General features: G+C 64.7%; 15 protein-coding genes and 1 rRNA gene. 14 read left to right on the forward strand and 2 right to left on the reverse strand.

The window, feature by feature from the left end:
• Positions 1 to 4 precede the first annotated feature (4 nt).
• The 11 genes from HGB10_06020 to HGB10_06070 all read left to right on the forward strand — a co-directional run bounded on the left by HGB10_06020 (position 5) and on the right by HGB10_06070 (position 12,729).
• Entirely contained in the window at positions 5 to 2,422 is a 2,418-nt protein-coding gene (locus HGB10_06020; GenBank protein NTU71357.1) for a phenylalanine--tRNA ligase subunit beta, read from the forward strand.
• A 143-nt stretch (positions 2,423 to 2,565) separates the two neighbouring features.
• Positions 2,566 to 3,606: an N-acetyl-gamma-glutamyl-phosphate reductase gene (locus HGB10_06025; protein NTU71358.1), complete on the forward strand. Its 1,041-nt coding sequence runs from the start codon at positions 2,566 to 2,568 to the stop codon at positions 3,604 to 3,606.
• 70 nt (positions 3,607 to 3,676) lie between these two features.
• A complete protein-coding gene (gene argJ / locus HGB10_06030) occupies positions 3,677 to 4,906 on the forward strand; it encodes a bifunctional glutamate N-acetyltransferase/amino-acid acetyltransferase ArgJ (protein NTU71359.1) in 1,230 nt (409 codons plus the stop codon).
• A 23-nt stretch (positions 4,907 to 4,929) separates the two neighbouring features.
• Entirely contained in the window at positions 4,930 to 5,796 is an 867-nt protein-coding gene (argB, locus tag HGB10_06035) for an acetylglutamate kinase (protein ID NTU71360.1), read from the forward strand.
• Positions 5,797 to 7,017 (forward strand): acetylornithine/succinylornithine family transaminase, encoded by a 1,221-nt coding sequence (locus tag HGB10_06040; protein NTU71361.1) that lies wholly within the window; start codon positions 5,797 to 5,799, stop codon positions 7,015 to 7,017.
• Entirely contained in the window at positions 7,004 to 7,936 is a 933-nt protein-coding gene (argF, locus tag HGB10_06045; GenBank protein NTU71362.1) for an ornithine carbamoyltransferase, read from the forward strand. Before HGB10_06040 ends, argF begins: the two co-directional genes overlap by 14 nt.
• Positions 7,937 to 7,973: 37 nt before the next feature.
• Entirely contained in the window at positions 7,974 to 8,471 is a 498-nt protein-coding gene (locus HGB10_06050; GenBank protein ID NTU71363.1) for an ArgR family transcriptional regulator, read from the forward strand.
• 17 nt (positions 8,472 to 8,488) lie between these two features.
• Complete coding sequence (locus HGB10_06055) at positions 8,489 to 9,718, forward strand: argininosuccinate synthase (protein NTU71364.1); 1,230 nt, start codon at positions 8,489 to 8,491, stop codon at positions 9,716 to 9,718.
• Between the two features lie 4 nt (positions 9,719 to 9,722).
• Positions 9,723 to 11,138 carry an argininosuccinate lyase gene (gene argH, locus HGB10_06060; protein ID NTU71365.1) on the forward strand — a complete coding sequence of 472 codons (1,416 nt, stop codon included), beginning with the start codon at positions 9,723 to 9,725 and terminating at the stop codon, positions 11,136 to 11,138.
• Positions 11,114 to 11,776, forward strand: coding sequence for a DNA-3-methyladenine glycosylase (locus tag HGB10_06065; GenBank protein NTU71366.1), 663 nt, complete (start codon positions 11,114 to 11,116; stop codon positions 11,774 to 11,776). Before argH ends, HGB10_06065 begins: the two co-directional genes overlap by 25 nt.
• Positions 11,773 to 12,729 carry an NGG1p interacting factor NIF3 gene (locus HGB10_06070; GenBank protein ID NTU71367.1) on the forward strand — a complete coding sequence of 319 codons (957 nt, stop codon included), beginning with the start codon at positions 11,773 to 11,775 and terminating at the stop codon, positions 12,727 to 12,729. The genes HGB10_06065 and HGB10_06070 overlap by 4 nt, the downstream gene beginning before the upstream one ends.
• Before the next feature lie 76 nt (positions 12,730 to 12,805).
• On the opposite strand, the gene HGB10_06075 is transcribed toward HGB10_06070, so the two are convergent.
• Complete coding sequence (locus tag HGB10_06075) at positions 12,806 to 14,941, reverse strand: PBP1A family penicillin-binding protein (GenBank protein NTU71368.1); 2,136 nt, start codon at positions 14,939 to 14,941, stop codon at positions 12,806 to 12,808.
• 130 nt (positions 14,942 to 15,071) lie between these two features.
• Here HGB10_06075 and HGB10_06080 point away from each other — a divergent pair, with 130 nt between their 5' ends.
• Positions 15,072 to 17,474, forward strand: coding sequence for a U32 family peptidase (locus HGB10_06080; GenBank protein NTU71369.1), 2,403 nt, complete (start codon positions 15,072 to 15,074; stop codon positions 17,472 to 17,474).
• 33 nt (positions 17,475 to 17,507) lie between these two features.
• Here the strand turns inward: HGB10_06080 and HGB10_06085 are convergent, their stop codons facing one another.
• The gene (locus tag HGB10_06085; GenBank protein NTU71370.1) at positions 17,508 to 19,883 is read right to left on the reverse strand and encodes a PBP1A family penicillin-binding protein; all 2,376 of its coding nucleotides are present in this window, start codon (positions 19,881 to 19,883) and stop codon (positions 17,508 to 17,510) included.
• Positions 19,884 to 20,269: 386 nt separating this feature from the next.
• On the opposite strand from HGB10_06085, the gene HGB10_06090 reads away from it, so the two are divergent.
• Entirely contained in the window at positions 20,270 to 21,478 is a 1,209-nt protein-coding gene (locus HGB10_06090; protein ID NTU71371.1) for a tyrosine--tRNA ligase, read from the forward strand.
• A 674-nt stretch (positions 21,479 to 22,152) separates the two neighbouring features.
• Positions 22,153 to 23,097 (forward strand): 16S ribosomal RNA (locus HGB10_06095); the annotation flags it as partial.

Here is a 23,097-nt window from a genome sequence, read left to right on the forward strand (position 1 = left end):
GAAGATGCTCGTTTCTCTCAAGTGGCTCAAGGAACTGGTGGACGTTCCCGTCCCGGTGACAGAACTCGTCGACCGGCTCGACCTGACCGGCACCGCCGTGGAGTCCGCCAAGAACGCCGGCGCTTCGCTCGACGGCGTCTTCGTAGGGCTTATCGTCGCCAAAGAGCAGCATCCCGAGGCAGACCGCCTGTGGGTGACCACGGTCGATGTCGGAGCCGATGAGCCGTTGCAGATCGTCTGCGGCGCCCAGAACTTCAACGCGGGCGACAAGGTACCCGTCGCAACCGTGGGCGCCGTTCTGCCCAACGGCATGGCCATCAAGAAGGCCAAGCTGCGCGGCGTCGAGTCTCGCGGTATGAACTGCTCGGCCCGCGAACTTGACCTTGGCGAGGACCACGACGGCCTGATGATCCTGCCTGCCGACGCGCCCGTCGGTATGCCCTTCGCCGAGTATGCGGGACTGTCCGATACCATCCTTGAGCTCGAGATCACGCCCAATCGCCCCGACTGCTTGTCGGTGGTGGGCGTGGCTCGCGAGGTCGGCGCCGTGTTCGATCGCATTGCGAGCACGCCGGCATCGACTCCGACGGAGTCGGGTGCGCCAGTGGCCGAATCGGTGGTCGTCACGATCGACGACCCCGAGATGTGCCCGCGCTATACCGCCCGCCTCATCCGCAACGTGAAGATCGGCCCCTCGCCGGCGTGGCTCGCCGAGCGCGTGACTGCGAGCGGTACGCGCTCCATCTCCAACATCGTCGACATCACCAACTACATCATGTTCGAGCTCGGGCAGCCGTTGCACGCGTTCGACGCCGACCTGCTTGGCAGTGATGCGAGCGGCCGCATAGCAATCGGCGTGAGGACTGCGACCGATGGCGAGCGGCTCACAACCCTCGATGACCACGACCGCGTGCTCACCGCTGACACGCTGCTTATCACCGACCCCACCGGCCCGGTGGCGCTCGCGGGAGTCATGGGCGGCGCCACGACGGAAGTCCACGACGGCACCGTCAACGTGTTGCTCGAATCCGCGTGCTTCAACCCCGGATCGATCTCGCGCACGAGCCGCCGGCTCGGGCTGTTCTCGGAGGCGTCCTCGCGCTTCGAGAAGGCCGTAGACCGTGCCGGCTGCGTCGCGGCTCTCGACCGCGCAGCCGCGCTGATGGCCGAGCTGTGCGGAGGCGAGGTCGCTCCCGGCGTCATCGACACCTACCCAGCACCGGCCAGCGAACGCGAACTCACGCTGCGCATATCGCGCCTCAACGCGCTTCTCGGCACAGAGATAGCCGCAACCGAAGCCTCGGCGATCCTTACGCGCCTCGGGTGCACGGTGTCTGGATCGGGCGACGATCTGTCGGTGAGCGTCCCCACCTACCGTCCCGATCTCGAGCGCGAGATCGACCTCGTCGAAGAGGTCTTGCGCATCCACGGTATGGAGCGGGTCCCGGTCACACTCCCGACCGGCGCGGGGCGCCTCGGTGAGCTCACCCGCGATCAGCGCTGGCGTGAGCGTATCGGCGCGACCCTGCGTGCCAGCGGCCTCAATGAGACGATGACGTACTCGTTCGCCGACCCCGCTGACACCGAACGGCTTCGCGACTCACTCGAGGAGGGTGAGGTCTACTGCGAGCTGCATAACCCCATGTCCGCCGAGCAGTCCGTTCTGCGACGCAGCGTGCTTCCGGGACTGCTGCGCAGCGTCTCGTACAACCAACGTCGAGGCGTCGAGGACGTTCACCTGTATGAGATCGGCAGCACGTTTCGCATGGCGCCGGGGCGCAAGCAGCCCAAGGAGCGATCGGTGGTAGCGGGCGTCATCGCGGGCGCGTGGCATCGGCCGGCTTGGAACGAGGCTGCTGAGCCACTCGGCTTCTTCGACGGTAAAGGCATCATCGAGGCGCTCGCCGCAGACCTTGGCCTCAAGCGGTTCAAGGTTCGCGGCGCCGAGTTGCCCTTCCTGCAGCCAGGTCGGGCCGCTGAGGTCCTCGTCGGCGGCGAAGTGGTCGGCTGGCTCGGAGAGGTGCACCCGCTCGTTGCCGATGCGTTTGAGGTCGCTGCGCCGGTGACCGCCTTCGAGCTGACGCTCGCGCCGCTTGTGCGGGCGGCCGTCGATGCCAAGCCGTTTATCGACGTTCCGCGCTTCCCAGCCGTCGAGCTCGACGTCGCGATCGTCGTTCCCGAGGACGTGAGCGCGGAGCGCATCGAGCAGTCGATCGTGTCGGCGGGAGGCAAGCTCCTCGCATCGGTGCGCCTGTTCGACGTGTACCGCGGCAAGGGCGTGCCCGACGGTCACAAGTCGATGGCGTTCGCGCTTGCGTACCGAGCCGCTGACAGAACGCTGACCGCCGAGGAGGTCGAGTCGATCCACGATCGCCTCCTGCGCAAGGTATGCGGTGCCGTGGGGGGCGAGCTGCGGGGCTGATGCGCGATTCATGCATCAAGAGCAGTTGTGATACAGAACAACAGTTGCAAACGACGAATCTACGCAATTCGAACGCATAGCATTTGACTTCTATGCGTTCTAGCGTATAGACTGCGCTCTCAAGCCACACGGCGGGAGGCGTCATGGTTGATGTTGCGGTCATAGGTGCGGCCGGTTACGCGGGAATCGAGGCAGTCCGTCTCGTTCTCGGGCATCCGCGGCTGCGCCTGACGCTGGCCACCTCCGCCGCCGATGAGGGCAAGCCGATTGCAGCGGTGTATCCGTCGCTAGCCGGTGCGACCGAGCTGGAGTTCTCAGTGCCCGACCCGGCTGCGATCGCTCAAGCGGCTTCGCTGGCGTTCTTGGCTGTTCCGCATACCGCTGCGCTCGCGCTCGTGCCTGCGCTGATCGAGGCAGGCGTGACCGTCGTCGATATGTCTGCGGACTACCGCCTCAGGGACGCTGCGGTCTACGAAGAGTGGTACGGCGCTCAGCACACGTCGGTCGAGCTGCTGGCTGAGGCGGTCTTCGGACTGCCCGAGCTCGATCGCACCGCACTCGCGGGCGCCCGCCTGGTCGCGTGCCCGGGTTGTTATCCCACTGCCACCACGTTAGCGGCGCTTCCCGCGCTCGAATCGGCGCCTGTCGCCGGCTCAAAGCTGATCGTGGATGCCAAGTCCGGCGTGTCCGGCGCGGGCCGCTCGGCGAGTGCCGGCACGCACTACGTTGCAGTCAACGAGTCGCTGGCTCCGTACAAGGTCGCATCGCACAGGCACACTCCCGAGATCGAACAGGCGCTCAGCCAGGCCGCCGGGCGCGCACTCTCCGCCGTCTTCACGCCTCACCTCGTCCCGATGTCACGCGGGCTGCTCTCGACCGTGTACATCGACGTCGCCCCCGGCTTCAGTACCTCTGACGCCGTTGCGCTCTACGCGGCTCGCTACGCCGCCGAGCCGTTCGTGCACATGCATGCGGCCGGCACCATGCCCTCGACGGCCGAGGTCCGCGGTACCAACCGGGCGGCGGTCGGCGTTGCGGTCGACGAACGCACCAACACGCTCATCGCAGCGTGTGCGATCGACAATCTCGGCAAAGGCGCTGCCGGTCAGGCAGTGCAGTGCGCCAACGCGGTTCTCGGATATCCGGAGACGGAAGGGTTCGAGCGACCCGGGCCCGTCGTCTAGCCGCGCTCTCGGCGTGGCTGTTCGCAACCGGCAGCGCGGCCCCCGCATCCCTGACCCCTTCGGAGTGACAATGAACGAGTATCCCGATATCCCCGGTTTCGCCTACGCCGACGGCGGCGTTGTGGCCCCGCTCGGCTTCATGGCATCAGGCGTCGCCGCCGGACTGAAGTCGGCGGGTAAGCGCGATCTCGCGCTCGTCGCTGCAGAGTCCGCAGTGCCTGCCGCAGCAGTATTCACCACCAACCTCGTAGCCGCCGCCCCGGTCGTCGTATCACGCCGCCACATCGCACAGGGACGGGCACGCGCGGTCATCATCAACGCCGGCAACGCGAATGCGTGCACCGGCGAGCAGGGTGTCGACGACGCCATCACAACGGCGCGTGCCGTCGCTGCTGCGCTCGCGTGCGAGCCGGGTGAGGTCATCGTCTCGTCAACGGGTGTGATCGGGGTGCCGCTTCCGGTCGACACGCTGCTTGCGGCGGTGCCCGAGGCGGTTGATTCACTCGACAGTCGATCGGGCGATGCGGCGGCGACCGCGATCATGACCACCGATACCTTCGCAAAGCAGACCGCCGTCACAGTCGAGGTCGCGGGCAGGCGCGTGATCGTTGGCGGCATGGCGAAAGGGAGTGGCATGATCGCTCCCAACATGGCGACCATGCTGTCGGTCATCACCACCGACGCGCCGCTCACGAGTGCGGCATGCGACGCAGCGCTGCGCCACGCGGTTGGGCTGACCTTCAACCGGGTCACTGTCGACATGGACACCTCGACCAACGACATGTGTGTGCTCTTGGCCTCAGGCGAAGCCGGCGGTGACCCCATCGACGTCGACGACGCTGAGTTCGCGATCGTGCAGGAAGCCGTTCACGCGGTCGCGGGCGAGCTTGCTCGGATGATCGCGCGCGACGGTGAGGGCGCGACCAAGCTCGTGACCGTGACGGTGCAGGGTGCCGCAACCGAGGGAGACGCCGAACAGGCGGCCTTCTCGATTGCCAACTCGCCGCTCGTCAAGACCGCGCTGTTCGGCAACGACGCCAACTGGGGGAGAGTCGCGGCCGCGCTGGGCCGCTCGGGAGCGAAGGTCGACGCGCGCGCATTCGACATTGACTTCGCCGGCATTGCCGTGTGCCGCGCGGGAGCAGCACTCGGCTTCGACGAGGACGCCGCACTCGATGCGCTCAAGCAGCCCGAGGTCGAGGTGCGTGTCGACCTGCACCTTGGCCAGGGCGCCGCGACGGTGTGGACGTGCGACCTCACCTACGAGTACGTGCGAATCAACGGGGAGTACCGGTCATGAGCGCCAAAATGGGAGGACACGACATGAAGGACCTGCTCGCCAAGGCGGCGACGCTCACCGAGGCGCTGCCCTACATCAAGCTCATGTATGGCAAGACCGTCGTCATCAAGTACGGCGGCGCGGCCATGACCGACCCGGCGCTTCGCGAGCATGTTGCGAGTGACATCGTGCTCATGAAGCTCGTGGGCATCAACCCGGTCATCGTCCACGGCGGCGGCCCCGAGATCACGCACTACATGAACCGCCTCGATCTCCCCGTCGAGTTCTACGACGGCTTGCGGGTCACGACCGATGAGGCGATGGAAGTCGTCAAGATGGTCCTCGTCGGGAAGGTGAACCCCGAGCTCGTCGCCGAGATAAACGCTCACGGCCGCCTTGCGGTCGGCGTTTCGGGCGACGACGGAAATCTCGTGCGCGCGCGCCAACGCGACCCGCGGCTCGGGAGGGTAGGCGAAGTCACTCAGATCGACACGACCGTGATCGACAATCTCATCGAGGATGGCTTCATCCCGGTCGTCGCGACAGTCGCGGCAGGGGAGGACGGGGGTAGCTTCAACGTCAATGCCGATCTCGTCGCGGCCAAGCTGGCCGAATCTCTCGAGGCCGACAAGGTTATCTTCCTCACCGACGTCGATGGTCTGTACGCCGACTTCTCGGACAAGGAGTCGCTCATCAGCGCTCTCACGCCCGACGAAGCCGAGGAGATGATCGCCTCGGACATTCTCGAAGGTGGCATGGTGCCCAAGGTTGCGGCGTGCGTCCACGCGCTTCGCTCGGGAGTGCGACGCGCTCACATCCTCAACGGGACCGTGCCGCACGCACTGCTGCTCGAGGTCTATACCGACGAGGGCGTCGGCACGATGATCGCTGCCGACGGCGAGGAGGCATAGATGGGTGGGAGCTTCGATGCCGCCAAGGCGCTCGACGCCGAAGTCGTCATGCAGACCTATGCGCGCAAGCCCGTGATGTTCGTGCGCGGCGAAGGCATGCGCCTGTACGACGACGAGGGTCGTGAGTACCTCGATTTCGTCTCGGGCATCGGCGCGGTCAATCTCGGCCACGCTCATCCCGCGGTCACGGCTGCGCTGTGTGACCAGGCCAGCAAGCTGGTACACGTGAGCAACCTGTTCTACGTCGAGCACCGCGCTGAGCTTGCCTCAGACATCGTCGGTCTGCTTGGCGGTGGATGGCGCGTCTTCTTCTCCAACTCCGGGGCCGAGGCGGTCGAGGGAGCCATCAAGCTCGCCCGCAGGTGGGCGGGCGTGCGCAAGCCGGGCGCATTCAAGGTGGTCTCACTCGATCGCAGTTTCCACGGTCGCACGTTGGCCGCGCTTGCAGCGACCGGACAAGCGAGCAAGCAGGAGGCGTTCGCGCCGATGCCCGAGGGCTTCGTGCACGTGCCTGCAAACGACCTCGTGGCGCTTGCAGCCGCGGTCGACGACACCGTCGCCGCGGTCATGCTCGAGGTCGTGCAAGGCGAAGGCGGCGTCTGGCCGCTCTCCGACGAGTACCTGCGTGGCGCACGCAGCATCTGCGACGCACATGGCTGCCTGCTCGTCATCGACGAGATTCAGACGGGTTTCTTCCGCACGGGTCCGGCGTTCGCGCATCAGGCCAGCGGGGTGGTGCCCGACGTCATCACCGTCGCCAAGGCGCTCGCGAACGGGCTGCCGATTGGCGGTATCGTCGCGCGCGATGAGGTGGCAGCGACTCTCGCGCCAGGTGACCACGGCTCCACCTTCGGCGGCGGGCCCGCGATTTGCGCTGCCGGGCGTGCCACGGTCGGGGCGCTCATCGCAGAGAAGCTTGGCGACAACGCCACGCAGAGCGGCGCATATCTGCGAGAGCGCCTGCAGTCGATCGCCGATGCAACCAGGGCCATAACTGACGTGCGCGGTGCCGGTCTCATGGTCGGCCTCACGCTGCGCAACCCGATCGCACAGCAGGTGGGTGCGACTGCGCTCGAACGGGGGATCGTCATCAACGCCATAGGAACGGATATTTTGCGTTTCTTGCCGCCGCTCGTGTGCGGAAAGGCGGAGATTGATACACTTTGCTGCACCCTATCCGACATTCTCGGGGAATCGAGCGAGGCTGATGCACACTCTTAAGGGCCGCGATTTCCTGTCGCTTTCCGACATCACCCCCACCGAACTCGCAAGCGTCCTCAAGACGGCGCACGAGCAGAAGCGCTCGTGGGCCCGCGAGGAGACGAGTACACCGCTTTCGGGCAAGGCCGTGGCGCTGATCTTCCAGAAGCCGTCGATGCGCACGCGCGTCTCGTTCGAGCTGGCGTGCACGCGCCTCGGTGCACACCCCGTCGTCATGAGCGGAACCGACGGTGCGTTCTCGCGTGGTGAGACCATCCACGACACCACCAAGGTGCTTGAGCGGTACTGCGAGGCCATCGTCATTCGCACCTTCGCCCAGTCGATGGTCGAGGAGATTGCCGAGGTCGCCTCGGTGCCGGTCATCAATGCGCTCACCGACGAGCACCACCCATGTCAGGGCCTTGCCGATCTGCTCACTATCGACGAGCACCTCGGCAAGCTCGAGGGCGTACGCATGGCGTACGTGGGCGATGGCAACAACATGGCACACACGTACCTGCTCGGCGGGGCGCTTGCGGGCATGAGTGTCAGCATCGCGTGCCCGGATGGCTTCCAGCCGCTGCCCGACGTCGTCGAGCAGGCGAGGTCGATCGCCGCCGAGACGGGCGCGACCATCGAGCTGCACACCGATCCGGTGGCCGGAGTCGACGGTGCACAGGTCGTCATCACCGACACCTGGGCCTCGATGGGCCAGGAGGACGAGCACGACGCTCGGCTCGGCGCCTTCGAGCCCTTCCGGGTCGATACCGCACTCATGGCGCACGCTGCCGACGGCGCCATCTTCATGCACTGCCTGCCCGCCCACCGCGGTGAGGAGGTCGTCGACGAGGTCATCGACGCGCCCTACTCGGTGGTGTTCGACGAGGCCGAGAACAGGCTGCACGCGCAAAAGGCGCTGCTGTCGCTGATTCTCGGCTAGCGACGGTCAGATACCGGCGAGGGATGGGGACCGCACCATGAGGAAGCGACTCGAACGACAAGACGCGATACGGCGCATCGTGCGCAACGAGCGGGTCAAGACGCAGCGCACGCTCGTCGACCTGCTCAAGGCGCAGGGCTACGTGTGCACGCAGGCGACCGTCTCGCGTGACATCACCGAGATGGGACTCAAGAAGCTCCCTGAGGGCGTCTACGTGCTCGCCGAGGACCTGCACCTGCAGCGCATGGTCTCCGACCTAGTCTTCGACGTGAAGCGCAGCGAGAAGCTCGTGCTGGTCAAGGCGTCCTCAGGTACAGCACCCGGTGTCGCCGCTGCACTCGACGCCGCCGAGATGATCGGGATCCTCGGCTCGGTGGCTGGCGATGACACGATCCTCATCATCACGACGGGCGAGGCCGAGGCCGCGCTACTCGTTGATACGCTCGACAAGTTCCGAGGCGTCGCCCCGGAGCGCTCGGTCCACCCGGTGACAGCAGCCGAGCGCTCGCGCGCTCAGCATGGCAAGCTCGACTAGCGAGAGGAAGCACTTACATGGCTCGGGAGAAAGTCGTACTCGCATATTCTGGTGGCTTGGACACGTCGGTCGCCATTCGCTGGCTTCAGGAGAACCACGACCTGGACGTCATCGCTCTGGCAATGGACGTCGGGCAGGAGCGCCAGGACCTCGAGTTCGTGCGACAGAAGGCGATCGGCATCGGTGCGATCGAGTCAATCGTGAAGGACGTCCGTGAAGAGTACGTCGAGGAGTTCCTGGCAAAGGCGCTTAAGGCCAACGCACTCTACGAGAACAAGTACCCGCTGGTCAGCGCGATGAGCCGCCCCATCATCGTCAAGCACCTCGTCGAGGAGGCGCACCGCCACCAGGCGAAGTACATCGCGCACGGCTGCACCGGTAAGGGCAACGACCAGGTCCGCTTCGAGGTCGGTATCGCCTCACTCGATCCGGACCTCGAGGTGCTCGCGCCGGTACGCGTGTGGGAGCTCAAGACCCGTGAGCAGGAGATGGAGTGGGCCGAGGAGCGCGGTATCCCGGTGCCAACCACTAAGGACAACCCCTACTCCATCGATGACAATCTCTGGGGTCGTGCCATCGAGTGCGGCGTTCTCGAGGACCCGTGGGTCGAGCCGCCTGCGGACATCTATACGCTCACCAACGATGCGCGCACCGATAAGTGCGGCGATGAGCCGGAGTACGCGATCATCTCGTTCGACCAAGGGCTGCCGGTCGCCTACGACGGCGAGCTGATGAGCTTCCACGACATCATTGTGAAGATGAACGACATCGCCGGTCGTCATGGCTTCGGTCGTATAGACATGATCGAGAACCGCCTTATCGGCGTGAAGTCGCGTGAGATCTACGAGGTGCCGGGTGCGCTTGCGCTCATCACCGCCCATAAGGCGCTCGAGGATCTGTGTCTGGAGCGCGAGGTGCTGCACTACAAGCTCGGCGTCGAGCAGAAGTGGTCCGACCTCGTCTACAACGGCATGTGGTTCTCGCCACTCAAGGAGGCCCTTGACGGCTTCATCGACTCCACACAGCAGCTCGTTACCGGCGACGTGCGCCTGCGCTTCTACAAAGGCAGTTGCGTCACCGTCGGGCGTCGCAGCGAGTACTCCCTCTACGACTACAACCTTGCGACCTACGACGAGGCGGACACGTTCGACCACAAGGCCGCGAAGGGCTTCATCGACCTGCATGGCTTGCCCGTGAAGGTGTGGGCGCGCCAGCGCCGCAAGGTCGGCAAGGAAGGCGAGGTCTAGCCGCATGAGCGACGCCAAGACACCCTGGGGCGGCCGGTTCGAGAAGACCCCCGGCCGCTTCCTGCAGGAGTTCGGTGCGTCGCTGCCGATCGACCAGCGTATGTGGGCCGAGGACATCCGCGGCTCCATCGCGCACGCACGCATGCTCGCGCAGCAGGGCGTGATTGCCGCCGAGGACGCCGACGCGATCGAATCGGGCCTCTCGGCGATCTTTCAGGAGATCCGCGACGGCGAGTTCGAGTGGCGCATCGAGGACGAGGACGTCCACATGGCCATCGAGCGGGTGCTCACCGAGCGCATCGGCTCGGCAGGCGCGCGTCTGCACACCGGCCGCAGTCGTAACGACCAGGTCGCCACCGATACCCGGCTCTTCGCCAAGTCAATGGCGGCCAAGCTCGCGGAGGCGGTCATCGATGCACGCCTCGCACTCATCGAGATCGCCCAGGGCAACATGGGCGTGGTCATGCCCGGTTACACGCACCTGCAAAAGGCTCAGCCGGTGCTCTTCAGTCACCACATGCTCGCGTACGCGCAGATGCTCGCGCGAGACTTCACGCGTCTGCGCCATGCATACGAGGCCGCAGACGTCTTGCCGCTGGGCAGCGCGGCCCTCGCTGGCACCACCTACCCGCTCGACCGCGACTACGTCGCGGCTCGTCTCGGGTTCGCCGCGATGAGCGTCAACTCGATGGACGCCGTCTCGGACCGCGACTTCCTGCTCGACCTGACTTACGCGTGTGCTGTCTGCCAGATGCACCTCTCGCGTCTCGCCGAGGAGCTCATCTTGTGGTCGAGCGAGGAGTTCGGCTTCATCCGCATGGATGACGAGTACTCGACCGGCTCTTCGATCATGCCGCAGAAGAAGAACCCCGACTTCGCCGAGTTGGTACGCGGCAAGACCGGACGGGTGTTTGGCGACCTGCAGTCGCTGCTCGTCACCCTCAAGGGCCTGCCGCTCGCATACAACAAGGACATGCAGGAGGACAAAGAGCCGGCGTTCGATGCCTTCGACACGCTTGCGGACTCCTTGCATGCGATGACGGGCATGCTCGATACGCTCACCGTGAATTCTGACGCGATGGCGCGCGGCGCCAAGGGCGGCTTCATGGCCGCGACGGATCTGGCCGACTATCTTGTCGGCACGGGCATGCCCTTCCGTGACGCCCACGAGGTCGTGGGTAGACTGGTGCTCGCGTGCGAGCGAGACGGCGTCACGCTGCAAGACCTCACCGCCGAGCAGTTCGCGGCGCACGCTCCCCAGTTTGGTCCCGACGTGCTCGAGGCCGTCGACATCGCGCGCGTGGTCGCTCGACGAGACACCGACGGTGGCACGGGTAACCGGCCGGTCGCGGCTCAGCTGATCGTGACCGCCGATGCACTCGCGGCTGACCGCGTCTGGTGGGAGAGCGTCGCAGAGTGACGCGCGGCGCGCGCCTGCCAGCATCCTTCTTCGAGCGCTCGCCCGATGTCGTGGCGCCCGATCTACTCGGTGCGTGGCTCGTCAGCACGGCTGGCGGCGTTGAGACGGGCGGCGTGATCGTCGAGGTCGAGGCGTATCTCGGCAGTGATGATGCGGGGTCGCATGCGGCGACTCACGGCATCACGAATCGCAACGCGGTTATGTACGGTGCGCCGGGTATGGCATACGTGTACTTCACCTATGGCAACCATCACATGGTCAACCTGGTGTGTGCGCCCAACGGAACGGCGGGCGCGGTTCTCGTCAGGGCTCTCGAGCCGCTGCTAGGCATCGACGAGATGGCGACTCGACGCGGCGGTAAGGCCGTGCGAGACCTATGCAATGGCCCCGGTAAGCTCGCGGCCGCGCTCGGGGTCGATCTCTCCGACAACGACACTGCGCTCGGCGAGGGGCGGCTGGCGGTGTACGATGGCGAGCATCCCGCTCGCGACCGGATCGCCTGTTCCGGCCGAATCGGGCTCTCCGCAGGTCACGAACGCGACCTACGGTGGTATGTAGAGGGCAGTACTTTCGTCTCCCGCGCTCGGATTGGTCCGGTCGTGCGGAGTCCACGTCGAATCAAGGAGGCCGCCGAGTGAAGCTCGGAGACATCTATCGAACCTGTATCGAGACGGGCATCGCCGCCGACCCGCGAGGTCGCGCGGAAGTCGACCGGGTGTTGGCAGCCTACCGCGTCGACTACGACAAGCTCGACGCCGACGACGTTGAGTTCTACGACGCGGAGAAGCTCACCAATCCCTACTCGGATACCCGCATCTGCGTGGGCAGTCCCGATGACGAGATTCGCGGACTCCTGGTCGGAATCGACATGGAGGTGGGCGAGGTTCTGCTGGCCGATCGCCTTCGGGAGAAGGGCGTGCCGATCGACCTCGTGTTCGCCCATCACCCGGAGGGCCCCGGCTACGCGAACCTGCACGAGGTCATGTACATGCAGGCGGACCTCTGGGCGCAGCAGGGCGTCTCGATTGCCGCGGGCGACGCGCTGATCGCAACGCGTGCCGAGGAGATCAAGCGTCGCGTGTCGCCGCAAAACCACTACCGGGCGATTGATGCCGCCAGCCTGCTTGGGCTCGCGTCACTCTCGTGTCACACGCCTGCTGACAACTCGGTCCAGACGTTCATCCAGAGCTTCATCGACGAAGCCGCACCGGTCACCCTCACCGAGCTGGTGAAGGCGATTCGGACGATACCCGAGTACGCGGACGGAGCCCGCAAGGGCTACGGACCATCCATCGTCGTCGGGAGCGGTTCGGCGCGCCCCGGTCGGATCGTTGTCGACATGACCGGCGGTACCGAAGGGCCCAAGGAGGCGCTTGACCGCCTTTCGGCGGCCGGCGTGGGCACCTTGGTCGGGATGCACTACTCCGAGGAGCATCGCAAGCACGCCGAGGACCTCAAGCTCAACCTCGTGTTGGCTGGGCACATCTCAAGCGACGTGCTCGGCATGAACCTGGTGCTCGATCGTATCGAAGCGGCTGGAGATGTTGAAGTCCACTGCGCGTCAGGCATGGTGCGCTTCAAGCGGAGCTAGTCCCGCCGTTTCCGCGCGTAGACGAACGGGCCACCCGATGGGGTGGCCCGTTTTGATTCCGCTGCATGTCGCCGGGTTACGGTGTTCCCGTTCCCTCGCCCGAGCCGGTCGGCTCCTCGGAGGGTGGCGGTTTCGGCGCCACCGGCTTGGGACCCTTGGAGACGATCAGAACGATCTTGCCGTTCTTCGACGACTGCCCGATGACGGTGCCCTTGGGTCGATTCGAATACTCGTAGCGCACGGTGTAACCGTATCCGTCGAGCTTCTTGCCGGCGGCGGCGAGGGTGAGTCCCTTGACGCTCGGTGGCCTGCTAACGGGTATGTGGAACTTCGATGCGTTGTAGGCGGGGCGCGGTTGACTCGGGAAGCCGAGGACAGGTTGCCCCGCCAACGCCTTGCGCATGTAAGCCGCCCAGATCGGGGCGCATACCGTGCCACCGAACGCTCGTGAGCCGCCGACGTAGATCGTGCGTTCCTTGGGGTAGCCGACCCATACCGACGTCACGAGTTGCGGTGTGAATCCAACGAACCACACATCGCGGTTGAGCTGACTTGTGCCCGTCTTGCCCGCTGCAGGCCTGCCAATACGCGCTCGGGTGGCCGTGCCACCGCTGATGACGCCCCGGAGCACGTCGATGCCGGCTTTCGCGACAGATGCTTTCAGGACGCGCTTGCCGTGCTTGGATGCCACGTAGATTGTCCGGTCATCCCGGTCGACGACCTTCGTGATGCAGACGGGATCGCGCCTCACACCCTCGGTAGCCAACGTGCCGTAGGCGGCCGCCATCTCATAGGGCGTGACATTGCGCGCACCCAGCGCGATCGAGGGGTAGTTCGGGATCTTGGTCTTGATGCCCATGCGCCTGGCCATCGACGCGACATCCTTGATGCCGATCTCCCACGCCACGCGCGCGAACACGGTGTTCACCGACGCGGTCGTCGCGGACTGCAGGCTCATCATGCCGTGCCCTGCGCCCTCGCTGTTGTCGACGATCCAGGGCTTCGGCTTGGTCGGAATCGCCGCGGGCGACGACGAGTCGATTTGGAAGTACGGTGGCATGCCCTTATTGAGCGCCGCCAAGAGGACGAACGTCTTGAAGGAGGAACCCGGCTGACGATAGCCTTGGGTCGCCAGATTGAACTTGCTCTTCTTGTAGTTCCGTCCGCCGATCAACGCCTTCACGTGGCCGTTGCGCGGGTCGATTGAGACGAGCGCGGCTTCAGGGCCCTTGACTCGGCTGAGCTTGGTCTTGATCGCGTCCTCGGCGTACTGCTGCATTCGGGTGTCGAGGGTCGTGTAGACCGTGAGACCACCCTTGAAGACGACGGCTGGCGAGAACTGCGCCTGCAGCAGCTTCTTGACGTGAGCCACGAAGTACGGTGCAGCGTAGATGCCGTCGTTTGGCTTCTTGTTGCGATCGAGCTTCAGCTTGGTCGCAACGGCGGCGTCGTGCTCGGCTTGAGTGATGTAGTTGTTCGCGAGCATCCGCCCGAGCACTTCGTTGCGTCGCGTTACCGCACCCTCGGGGTTGTTGTAGGGGTCCAGACGGCTTGGTGACTGGGCGAGGCCGGCCAGCAGGGCCGCCTGAGGCAGCGTCAGCTGGCTGGCGGGACGGTTGAAGTACTCGAGCGAGGCTGCCTGCGCGCCGTAAGCGCCTTCACCGAGGTAGATCGTGTTGAGATACATCTCGAGGATGTCGCGCTTCGAATAGCGCTTCTCGAGTTCGATAGCCAGATACGCCTCGCGGACCTTTCGGGCGTATGTGATGTCGGTGCGCTCATCGAGCAGGATGGTGTTGCGGATGTACTGCTGCGTGATGGTGGACGCACCTTGACGATTGCCCGATGCGGTCCTGACTGCGGCTCGCACCAGGCCGATCGGGTCGACGCCGTGGTGCTTGTAGAAGCGCTCGTCCTCGACGGCGACCGCAGCGTTGACCATGTACGGGGAGATCTTGGTGATCGGAACGACCTCGCGGTTCTCGAGGTACAGCCGGGCAAGAAGTTTGCCGTCAGCCGAGTAGATCCGCGTCGCCTGGGCGACCTCGAACGCGTTCTTCGCCTTGTAGTCGGGCAGGTTCTGAAGCCACTTCTGTACGGTGGCGAATGCGGCTGCCGCACCGATAAGGCCGACAACGAGTACGAGGACCGTGACGACAGCCACCACGCGCAAGGCGATGGTCGCTCCCGTGGTCTTCGGCCGTCGGCGCATTCGTGCTCGTCTGCTGGACATGACCCTCCACTTCGGTATCTGGTGGTACATTGTGCCGTATTGGGGCACCTGCGTGTGCCCGCGGCCGTAATCGGTCATCTGCCCGTCACCCACGCACTGGAGCCGCGAAGTGGCATCAACCCCCCGGAGGGCACCCGAACTCCTTGCGCCAGCCGGCGGCCCCGACGCTCTGCGGGCGGCCGTGACCAACGGTGCGGACGCGGTCTATCTCGGCGTCGACGTGCTCAACGCACGCCGCAGTGCGGAGAACTTCACGCTCGATGGACTACCCGAGGTCTGCCGATTCGCGCACCTCAGAGGCGTCCGTATCTATCTGACGGTGAACGTGGTGGTCCTGCCGGCGGAGATGGTGCAGGCGCTTGAACTCGTGGACGAGGCGTGGGCCGCAGGAGTCGACGCGGTCATCGTCCAGGACCTTGGGCTGTTGTGGTGCATCCGCACTGCGCTGCCGCACGTGCGCGTTCATTCGTCGACACAGCTCAACACCCACAACCTGTCCACAACCGAGGCCCTCGCGCACATAGGTGTGTCGCGAGTGACGCTCGCCCGCGAGGTCTCTCTTCGTGAGATTGAGGAGCTGGTGTCCGGAAGCAGTATCGAGATCGAGTCGTTCGTGCATGGGGCGCTCTGCGTCTGCTATTCCGGGCAATGCCTTATGTCCTCGGTGATTGGGAGGCGCAGTGCCAACCGGGGGCAGTGTGCGCAGCCTTGCCGCCTTGCGTATGAGCTCGTCGACGCCACCGGTGAGGTGCTTGGGACGCCCGGGGCACATCTGCTCTCGCCCAAAGACCTCGCCGGGATAGCCGTCCTGCCGACGCTGGTTGAGTCTGAGGTTGCGGCCCTCAAAATCGAGGGCCGCATGAAGAACCCCGAGTACGTCGCCCTTGTGACCGGCGTCTATCGCGGCGCGCTGGACCGAGCGGCCGCGGATCCCGAGGGGTTTGCGGTTCGTGACGGCGAGCTGGCCGTGCTATCCGAGGCGTTCTCCCGCGGGTTCACCGAGTCGTACCTGCTCGGCGAGCGGGGCAACGACATGATGAGTTACGCGAGGCCGAACAACCGCGGGGTCTTCGTCGGCCGCGTGACCGATGCGGCCGCCGGCCGAGTGACCGTGGCGCTCGAGTCTGCGGTCGATGCGGCCGACACCCTCGAGTTCTGGACCTCTTCAGGACGCTTCGCCCAGCCGGCCGGTCCGCTGGAGCACGATGGTGCCCGACTCTCTGCCGGCCCCGCCGGAATGCGCGTCACGCTCGAGGCGGAGCGTCCGGTCGCTATCGGTGACCGCGTGTTCAGGGTACGCAACGCCGCGCTTGCGGATGCCGCGCGCCGCACGTTCGAGCGAACCGAAGAGGCTTCCATGCCGCTGGACTTCTCGGCGAGCGTGCTCGTCGGTCAGCCGCTCCGAATCGAGGTCAAGGACGCCGATGGCCGTTCGGGGGCGGCGCAAGGTGCGGTTGTGGAACCCGCGCGCACCAAGGCGGTCAACGCCGAGGAAGTGATCGAGCACGTCGGAAGGCTCGGCGGGACGCCGTACCGCATCGGGGACTTCGCTCTCGAACTCTCACCAGGCGCGGGAGTCGGATTCTCCTCGCTGCACCGCGTTCGCCGCGATGCGATCGGAGCGTACGAGGCCGCCGTGCTCACGGGATGGTCGACTCGCGAGCGGTCGCATCCGGTGCTACCGAGAACGGGTCACGCCGCCAAGAGAGCAGCAACGCCCGACATTGTTGTGGAGGCGAGTTCGCTCGACGTCGCGCTGGCGTGCCTCAGTGTCGGGGCCGCACGTGCCCAAGTGCCGACCCACGAGTTGGTCGCGGGAAAGGTGCCACAAGGAATCGTCCCGCTGGCGCCAAGGATCTTGCACGACCGAGAGGTCGCCGCAGCGATGCGCTTCGCCGAGAAGGGGCGACCGTTCGTGGCGGCCAACCTCGGCGCACTCCACCTGGCCGCGAAGTCAGGAGCTGAGGTCGAGGCGCATTGGTCACTCAACGCGATGAACGCCTACGCCACCAAGCAGCTTGTGGAGTTGGGGGCTTCGCTCGTCTGGCTCTCGCCGGAACTCTCAGGTCGTCAGATCGCGGAGGTGTGCGCCGGCGCCGGCGTTCCCGTGGGCATCGGGGTGTGGGGTCGTCAGGAGGTCATGGTGACCGAGCACTGCGTCCTGATGGCCGAGGGCGACTGCGACCGCAGGTGCGGCTCGTGCACGCGCCGCAGGGTGGACCGTGGGCTGCGGGATCGCAAGGGGTACACGTTCCCGGTGCGCACGGACGTCAGTGGGCGCAGCCACCTGTACAACTCGGTTCCGCTCGACCTGACCGGCGCAATGGACGAGGTGCTCGCGGCTGGCGTTTCGGCGCTCCGGCTCGACGTGCACACGGAGAACACGCGCACCGCCGAGGCGGCCGTTCGCGAGGTCATCTCGGCCTGTCGCGACGCGCTCGCGGGACGCGACAGGCAGGGTAGCGCCCGGTCCGCAACGACGTCCGGCCACTTCTTCCGAGGCGTCACCTAGGCGCTCGGGATATCCACGCACGGGCCGCGGCGTCTAGTTCACGCGAATCGTCTTGGTCACTGACCCTTGTTGTCCGCTGTCATCCGTGACCCAGAGCGTGACGTCGTACGCTCCAGCGCTCGGCCAGGCATGTGAGACCTTCGAGCCCTTCGCTGTCGTGCCGTCTCCGAACTCCCAGTACCAAGTGGTTATCGTGCCGTCATCGGTCGATGCGGTTCCATCAAGAGCGACCTTTTCACCCGATGCGGCAGTCGCCGGCAGCGTGAACTCGGCCTTCGGTGGCTCGTTCGAGGCACCGCCTGTGCTCACGGTGATCGTGACGACCGTTTGAGAGGTGGCGACGCTGCCTTGCGCGGGAGTCTGCTCGGCGACGATGCCTGCGTCCACACCGGAGACGCTCTTCTCGATGACCTTCGCAGCGAGCTTGAGCTTCTCGAGGGCTGCGAGCGCCGCTTCTTTGGTCATGCCCACCAGCTTGGGCACGATGAGCTTCTCGGGCGTGACGTGCTTGGTGCACTGCTTCAGGTTCATCGATGCCAGGAAGAGACCCGATCCGGTGCGGGGGCAGAACTCACGCGCCGCCTGCCCCGTCTCAAGACAGATCTTCGCGCGCTTCAGACCCGAGGGCTTCTGGAACTGCGTCGCAGGGGTCTTCGCGAGCGCGGTCCGCATGAACTTGGCCCACATCTCGGCGGGGAAGGATCCGCCCGTCACCGCGCGGCCGTGAACATTGGTCATAGCCTTCTGTGCCTCGGGGTGCCCCATCCAGACAGCCGCCGCAAGATCGGGCGTATAGCCGACGAACCACGCGTCGCGATTCTCCTGGGTGGTGCCGGTCTTGCCGGCGGCTGGCCGTCCGATTGAGGCCGCCGATCCGGTACCGCGAGCGATGACGCCCTTGAGGATGTCCGTGGTGAGATACGCAACTGCCGGTTCGATCGCCTCGCGAGCCTCTGGCTTTGCCTGGTAGGCAACGCTTCCATCGGCTGTCTTGACCTCTGTCACTCCGAACGGTGACACTCGCGAGCCGTTTGCCGCGAGCGTCGAGTATGCGTCGGCCATCTCAAGAGGGGTCACGCCGTTCGTCAGACCGCCGAGCGCGATGGCGGGAACCGGTTCGATGCCGCTGTGAAGGCCCATGCCCTCTGCAGTCTCGACGACCTTCTCGGGGGTGACCTTCAGGATCAAGCGAGCGAAGACTGAGTTGACGGACTGCTCGGTTGCGATGCGCAGGCGCATCGGTCCCTTCGCTCCTCCGTGCGCTCCGGTAACGCTCCAGGTCTGGTCGCCGACCTTGAGTCTCGCGGCTCCCGAGGGGTACGTCTGCTCGGGGCTGATTCCATCGGACAGTGCCGTGACCAGCACGAAGGGCTTGAACGAGGAGCCCGGCTGGCGCCCGTTGCCTTGGACGGCAGCGTTGAACTGCTGTGTCTTGAAGTCCCGGCCGCCGACCATCGCGAGCACCTCACCGGTGCCCGGCTTGATGGCGACGAGTGCAGCCGACGGGTCGCCGTTCCGATTGAGCGTGGACGCGATCGCCTTCTCGGCGGCCTTCTGCATACTCAAGTCGAGCGTCGTCTTGACGATGAGTCCGCCTCGGTACATCTCGTCTTGTCCGAACCGCTCGGCGAGGTCGGTCTTGATCCACTCGACGAAGTAGGGGGCAAGCGACGGAGTCGGCTTCAGGCCGGCCGTCTTCACCGGTGATGCGACCGCCGCGGCGTACGCTGCTTCATCGATGTATCCCTCGCTGCGCATCTGTTGAAGCACGGTATCGCGTCGGAGTTTCGCCGCCTCGGGATCGATGTAAGGAGAGTACCTGCCGGGCGACTTGATGACGCCGGCGATCATCGCCGACTCAGGTAACGTGAGCTTGCTCGCGGGCTTGCCGAAGTAAGCTCGTGACGCCGACTGCACGCCGTAAGCCCCATGTCCGAAGTAGATCGTGTTGAGATACAACTCAAGAATCTGATTCTTGTCGTACTTCTTCTCGACACGCTGGGCGAGCATCGCTTCCTTGATCTTTCGTGTGATGGTGCGCTCGTCGCCGACGAAGGCCTGCTTCACGTACTGCTGAGTGATCGTTGAACCGCCCTGGGCCTTGCGACGCAAGATGACGTCGGTGACGATTGCTCGCGCGATGCCGAGCGGGTCGACCCCGCTGTGCGTGTAGAATCGCTGGTCCTCCGTCGCTACGACGGCCTTCTGCAGCTCCTCGGGTATCTGATCGAGTGTGACGTCGCTTCGATTCTGCTCCGCGAATAGGCGCGTGAGCACCTTGCCGTTCCGGTCGGTAATCACGGTGCTTTGGTCGCGCCCGCGTGCCGCTGCGGCATCGGGATCCGGAAGTGTGGAGGCGAGTCGCCAGTAGACGACTCCGCCTACCACGAGGGCCGCGACCAGCAGCACGAGTGCGACCTTTCCTGCCCGGCTCCAGAAGCCTCCACGCCGCTTCTGCGGCTGAGGGCGCGGCGCCGGGCGCCGGGCGCCACCGCTGGTTCGGCCCTTCGCTGGCGGGCTGGTGCGGGGCCTCGGGCGCGGGGCACCCTGGCCTTGCCGTCCGTTCGCTCGCGGCGTACTCATGCTACGGGGTTCCTCCAGTGGTCGTTTCCAAGGTGCAGCGAGGGTTTCCGCCGCAGAATCCGCCTATCCGTACCGCCCGTACCGGCATCGCCGGGCAGAGCAGGACGAGGGGTATTTGCTAGTATGACACGCGATATTCGAGCCAAACGAACGCGTGACGGTGCCGTCGGGAAGCCGTAACCGCACCATCACCTCAGCGAGGAGTCCGCCCCGTGCTTCCTGCCGACGAACAGCTGCACATCATCACGAGTGGCATCAGCGCGCTCGTGCCCGAGGCCGACATGGCCAAGAAGCTCGCTCGAGGGGTGCCTCTGCGGGTGAAGCTCGGCGTGGACCCCACGGCTCCCGATCTGCATCTCGGTCATGCGGTGCCGCTGCGCAAACTGCGGCAGTTCCAGGACCTCGGTCACACGGTCGTGTTGATCATCGGTGACTTCACGGCGCTTATCGGTGACCCGTCCGGGCGCAACTCCACTCGGCCGCCGCTCACACGCGAGCAGATAGACGCCAACGCCGAGACCTACGTGGCGCAGGCCTTCAAGATCCTCGATCCCGAGAAGACCGAACTGCGACGAAACTCCGACTGGCTCGATGCACTCGGCTTCGCAGACCTGCTGAGGCTGACGAGCCAGTTCACAGTCGCGCGGATTCTGGAACGCGACGACTTCGCCAACAGGTACGCATCGCAGCAGTCGATCTCGCTGCACGAGTTCCTGTACCCCATGGCGCAAGCGTACGACTCTGTCGCGATTGAGGCCGACATCGAACTGGGCGGGACGGATCAGCTCTTCAACCTGCTGGCGGGCCGAGAGCTCATGGAGAAGCTCGGCATGGAGCCGCAATGCGCACTGACGCTTCCGCTCATCGAGGGCACCGACGGTGTTCAGAAGATGAGCAAGAGCTACGGCAACTACATCGGATTGACCGATACCCCCGCCGATATGTTCGGCAAGGTGATGTCGATCCCGGATGAACTCATGATCAAGTACTACCGTCTGTGTACGCCCGTGCCGGTAGATGAGATCGATCGAATCGAGCGCGACTTGATCGCCGGCGAGGCGCATCCGAACGCCGTCAAGCGGCGACTCGGACGCGAGATCGTGGAGCTGTACTACGCCGTCGATGAGGCCAAAGCAGCCGAGGAAGCCTTTGACCGGGTCTTCAAACAGCACCAAGCGCCTGAGGACGTTCCCGAGATCGAGGTCGACTTGGGCGATGAAATCTACATACCCGGGCTGCTCGCTGACTTGGGCCTGGTGTCCTCGGCGGGCGAGGGACGCCGGATGATCGATCAGGGCGGAGTGCGTATCAACGGCGAAGTCCTTGAGTCGCGTATATATAGTTGCGCGCGGGATAGAGTTGAGGGCTCTTTGATGCAGGTTGGGAAGCGGCGCTACGCGCGGCCGGTCGCCCGTTCCTGATCCTCGCTCGTCCGTCTCACTCCCTTCTGCCCTGTCGCAATCAGTTGTGTGCGAGTGGTCTGCGGCGACCGATTCGGGGGTAAGAAGACAGGGCAGCGAAATGCCCCTTGCACGCGGTGCGTTCGGGTGGTAATCTTCGTTGCCGCACCGCCGGAACCTCTTGAGACCGGAGCGCGTGTTGATAACGAGTAACTGCTCGGAGACGATTACATAACATCAGGACAGCCGCGAGTACGCGGTAGCCATGATGCGCTGTGAACGCCTTCCGAGAAGATCGGGAGGCGTCTTTCGTTCCCGGGATAAGGTGCTCAGACGCTCGCTTTGAAGTGGTCGAAAAAAGTTCCGACAAGTTGTTGACAGGGTCAGAGGGAATGCGTAATGTATCTCCTCGCCGCCGAAACAACTTGAGGTGGCACGCAGCGGGCAAAACCGCAGGGTATGTGGGAAATCCGCTGCAGCTTGAACCTTGAAAACCGGATACTGTGACAAGCCAGTAAAGGTTCGCAAAGCGAACCAACACTAACCCCGTCTTGCCGAGAGGGTCCATCAAAAGACCAAACCGGCAGACATCGAACGGATCCAAACCGCATCGGACTTCCTTACCGATGTAGGTGGGTCACTCCGGATAGAACCGGATCACACTTCGTGAATCGCGGGCTTCGGCTCGTGAACAAATTCAACGGAGAGTTTGATCCTGGCTCAGGATGAACGCTGGCGGCGTGCTTAACACATGCAAGTCGAACGATTAAAGCCCCTTCGGGGGTGTATAGAGTGGCGAACGGGTGAGTAACACGTGGGCAATCTGCCCCTCACTTCGGGATAACTCAGGGAAACTTGAGCTAATACCGGATACTCCGAACTGATCGCATGGTCGGTTCGGGAAAGCTCCGACGGTGAGGGATGAGCCCGCGGCCCATTAGCTTGTTGGTAGGGTAATGGCCTACCAAGGCGACGATGGGTAGCCGCGCTGAGAGGCGGATCGGCCACACTGGGACTGAGACACGGCCCAGACTCCTACGGGAGGCAGCAGTGGGGAATTTTGCGCAATGGGCGAAAGCCTGACGCAGCAACGCCGCGTGCGGGATGAAGGCTCTCGGGTCGTAAACCGCTTTCAGCAGGGATGAAATTGACAGTACCTGCAGAAGAAGCCCCGGCTAAATACGTGCCAGCAGCCGCGGTAATACGTATGGGGCAAGCGTTATCCGGATTCATTGGGCGTAAAGAGCGCGTAGGCGGATTGTTAAGTCAGATGTGAAAACTGGGGGCTCAACCCGCAGCCTGCATCTGAAACTGGCAGTCTTGAGTCTGGTAGAGGAAAGTGGAATTCCCAGTGTAGCGGTGAAATGCGCAGATATTGGGAGGAACACCAGTGGCGAAGGCGGCTTTCTGGGCCACGACTGACGCTGAGGCGCGAAAGCTAGGGGAGCAAACAGGATTAGATACCCTGGTAGTCCTAGCCGTAAACGATGGGCACTAGGTGTGGGGGGTCATCAACTCCCTCCGTGCCGCAGCTAACGCATTAAGTGCCCCGCCTGGGGAGTACGGCCGCAAGGCTAAAACTCAAAGGAATTGACGGGGGCCCGCACAAGCAGCGGAGCATGTGGCTTAATTCGAAGCAA

The organism is Coriobacteriia bacterium (genome assembly GCA_013334745.1).
Classification (GTDB): Bacteria; Actinomycetota; Coriobacteriia; order Anaerosomatales; family JAAXUF01; genus JAAXWY01.

What these genes read in the sequence shown, in the direction of transcription:
- HGB10_06020 (NTU71357.1), top strand. Translation starts at nt 5, where the DNA reads ATGCTCGTTTCTCTCAAGTGGCTCAAGGAACTGGTGGACGTTCCCGTC.
- HGB10_06025 (NTU71358.1), top strand. Translation starts at nt 2,566, where the DNA reads ATGGTTGATGTTGCGGTCATAGGTGCGGCCGGTTACGCGGGAATCGAG.
- argJ (NTU71359.1), top strand. Translation starts at nt 3,677, where the DNA reads ATGAACGAGTATCCCGATATCCCCGGTTTCGCCTACGCCGACGGCGGC.
- argB (NTU71360.1), top strand. Translation starts at nt 4,930, where the DNA reads ATGAAGGACCTGCTCGCCAAGGCGGCGACGCTCACCGAGGCGCTGCCC.
- HGB10_06040 (NTU71361.1), top strand. Translation starts at nt 5,797, where the DNA reads ATGGGTGGGAGCTTCGATGCCGCCAAGGCGCTCGACGCCGAAGTCGTC.
- argF (NTU71362.1), top strand. Translation starts at nt 7,004, where the DNA reads ATGCACACTCTTAAGGGCCGCGATTTCCTGTCGCTTTCCGACATCACC.
- HGB10_06050 (NTU71363.1), top strand. Translation starts at nt 7,974, where the DNA reads ATGAGGAAGCGACTCGAACGACAAGACGCGATACGGCGCATCGTGCGC.
- HGB10_06055 (NTU71364.1), top strand. Translation starts at nt 8,489, where the DNA reads ATGGCTCGGGAGAAAGTCGTACTCGCATATTCTGGTGGCTTGGACACG.
- argH (NTU71365.1), top strand. Translation starts at nt 9,723, where the DNA reads ATGAGCGACGCCAAGACACCCTGGGGCGGCCGGTTCGAGAAGACCCCC.
- HGB10_06075 (NTU71368.1), bottom strand. Translation starts at nt 14,941, where the DNA reads ATGCGCCGACGGCCGAAGACCACGGGAGCGACCATCGCCTTGCGCGTG.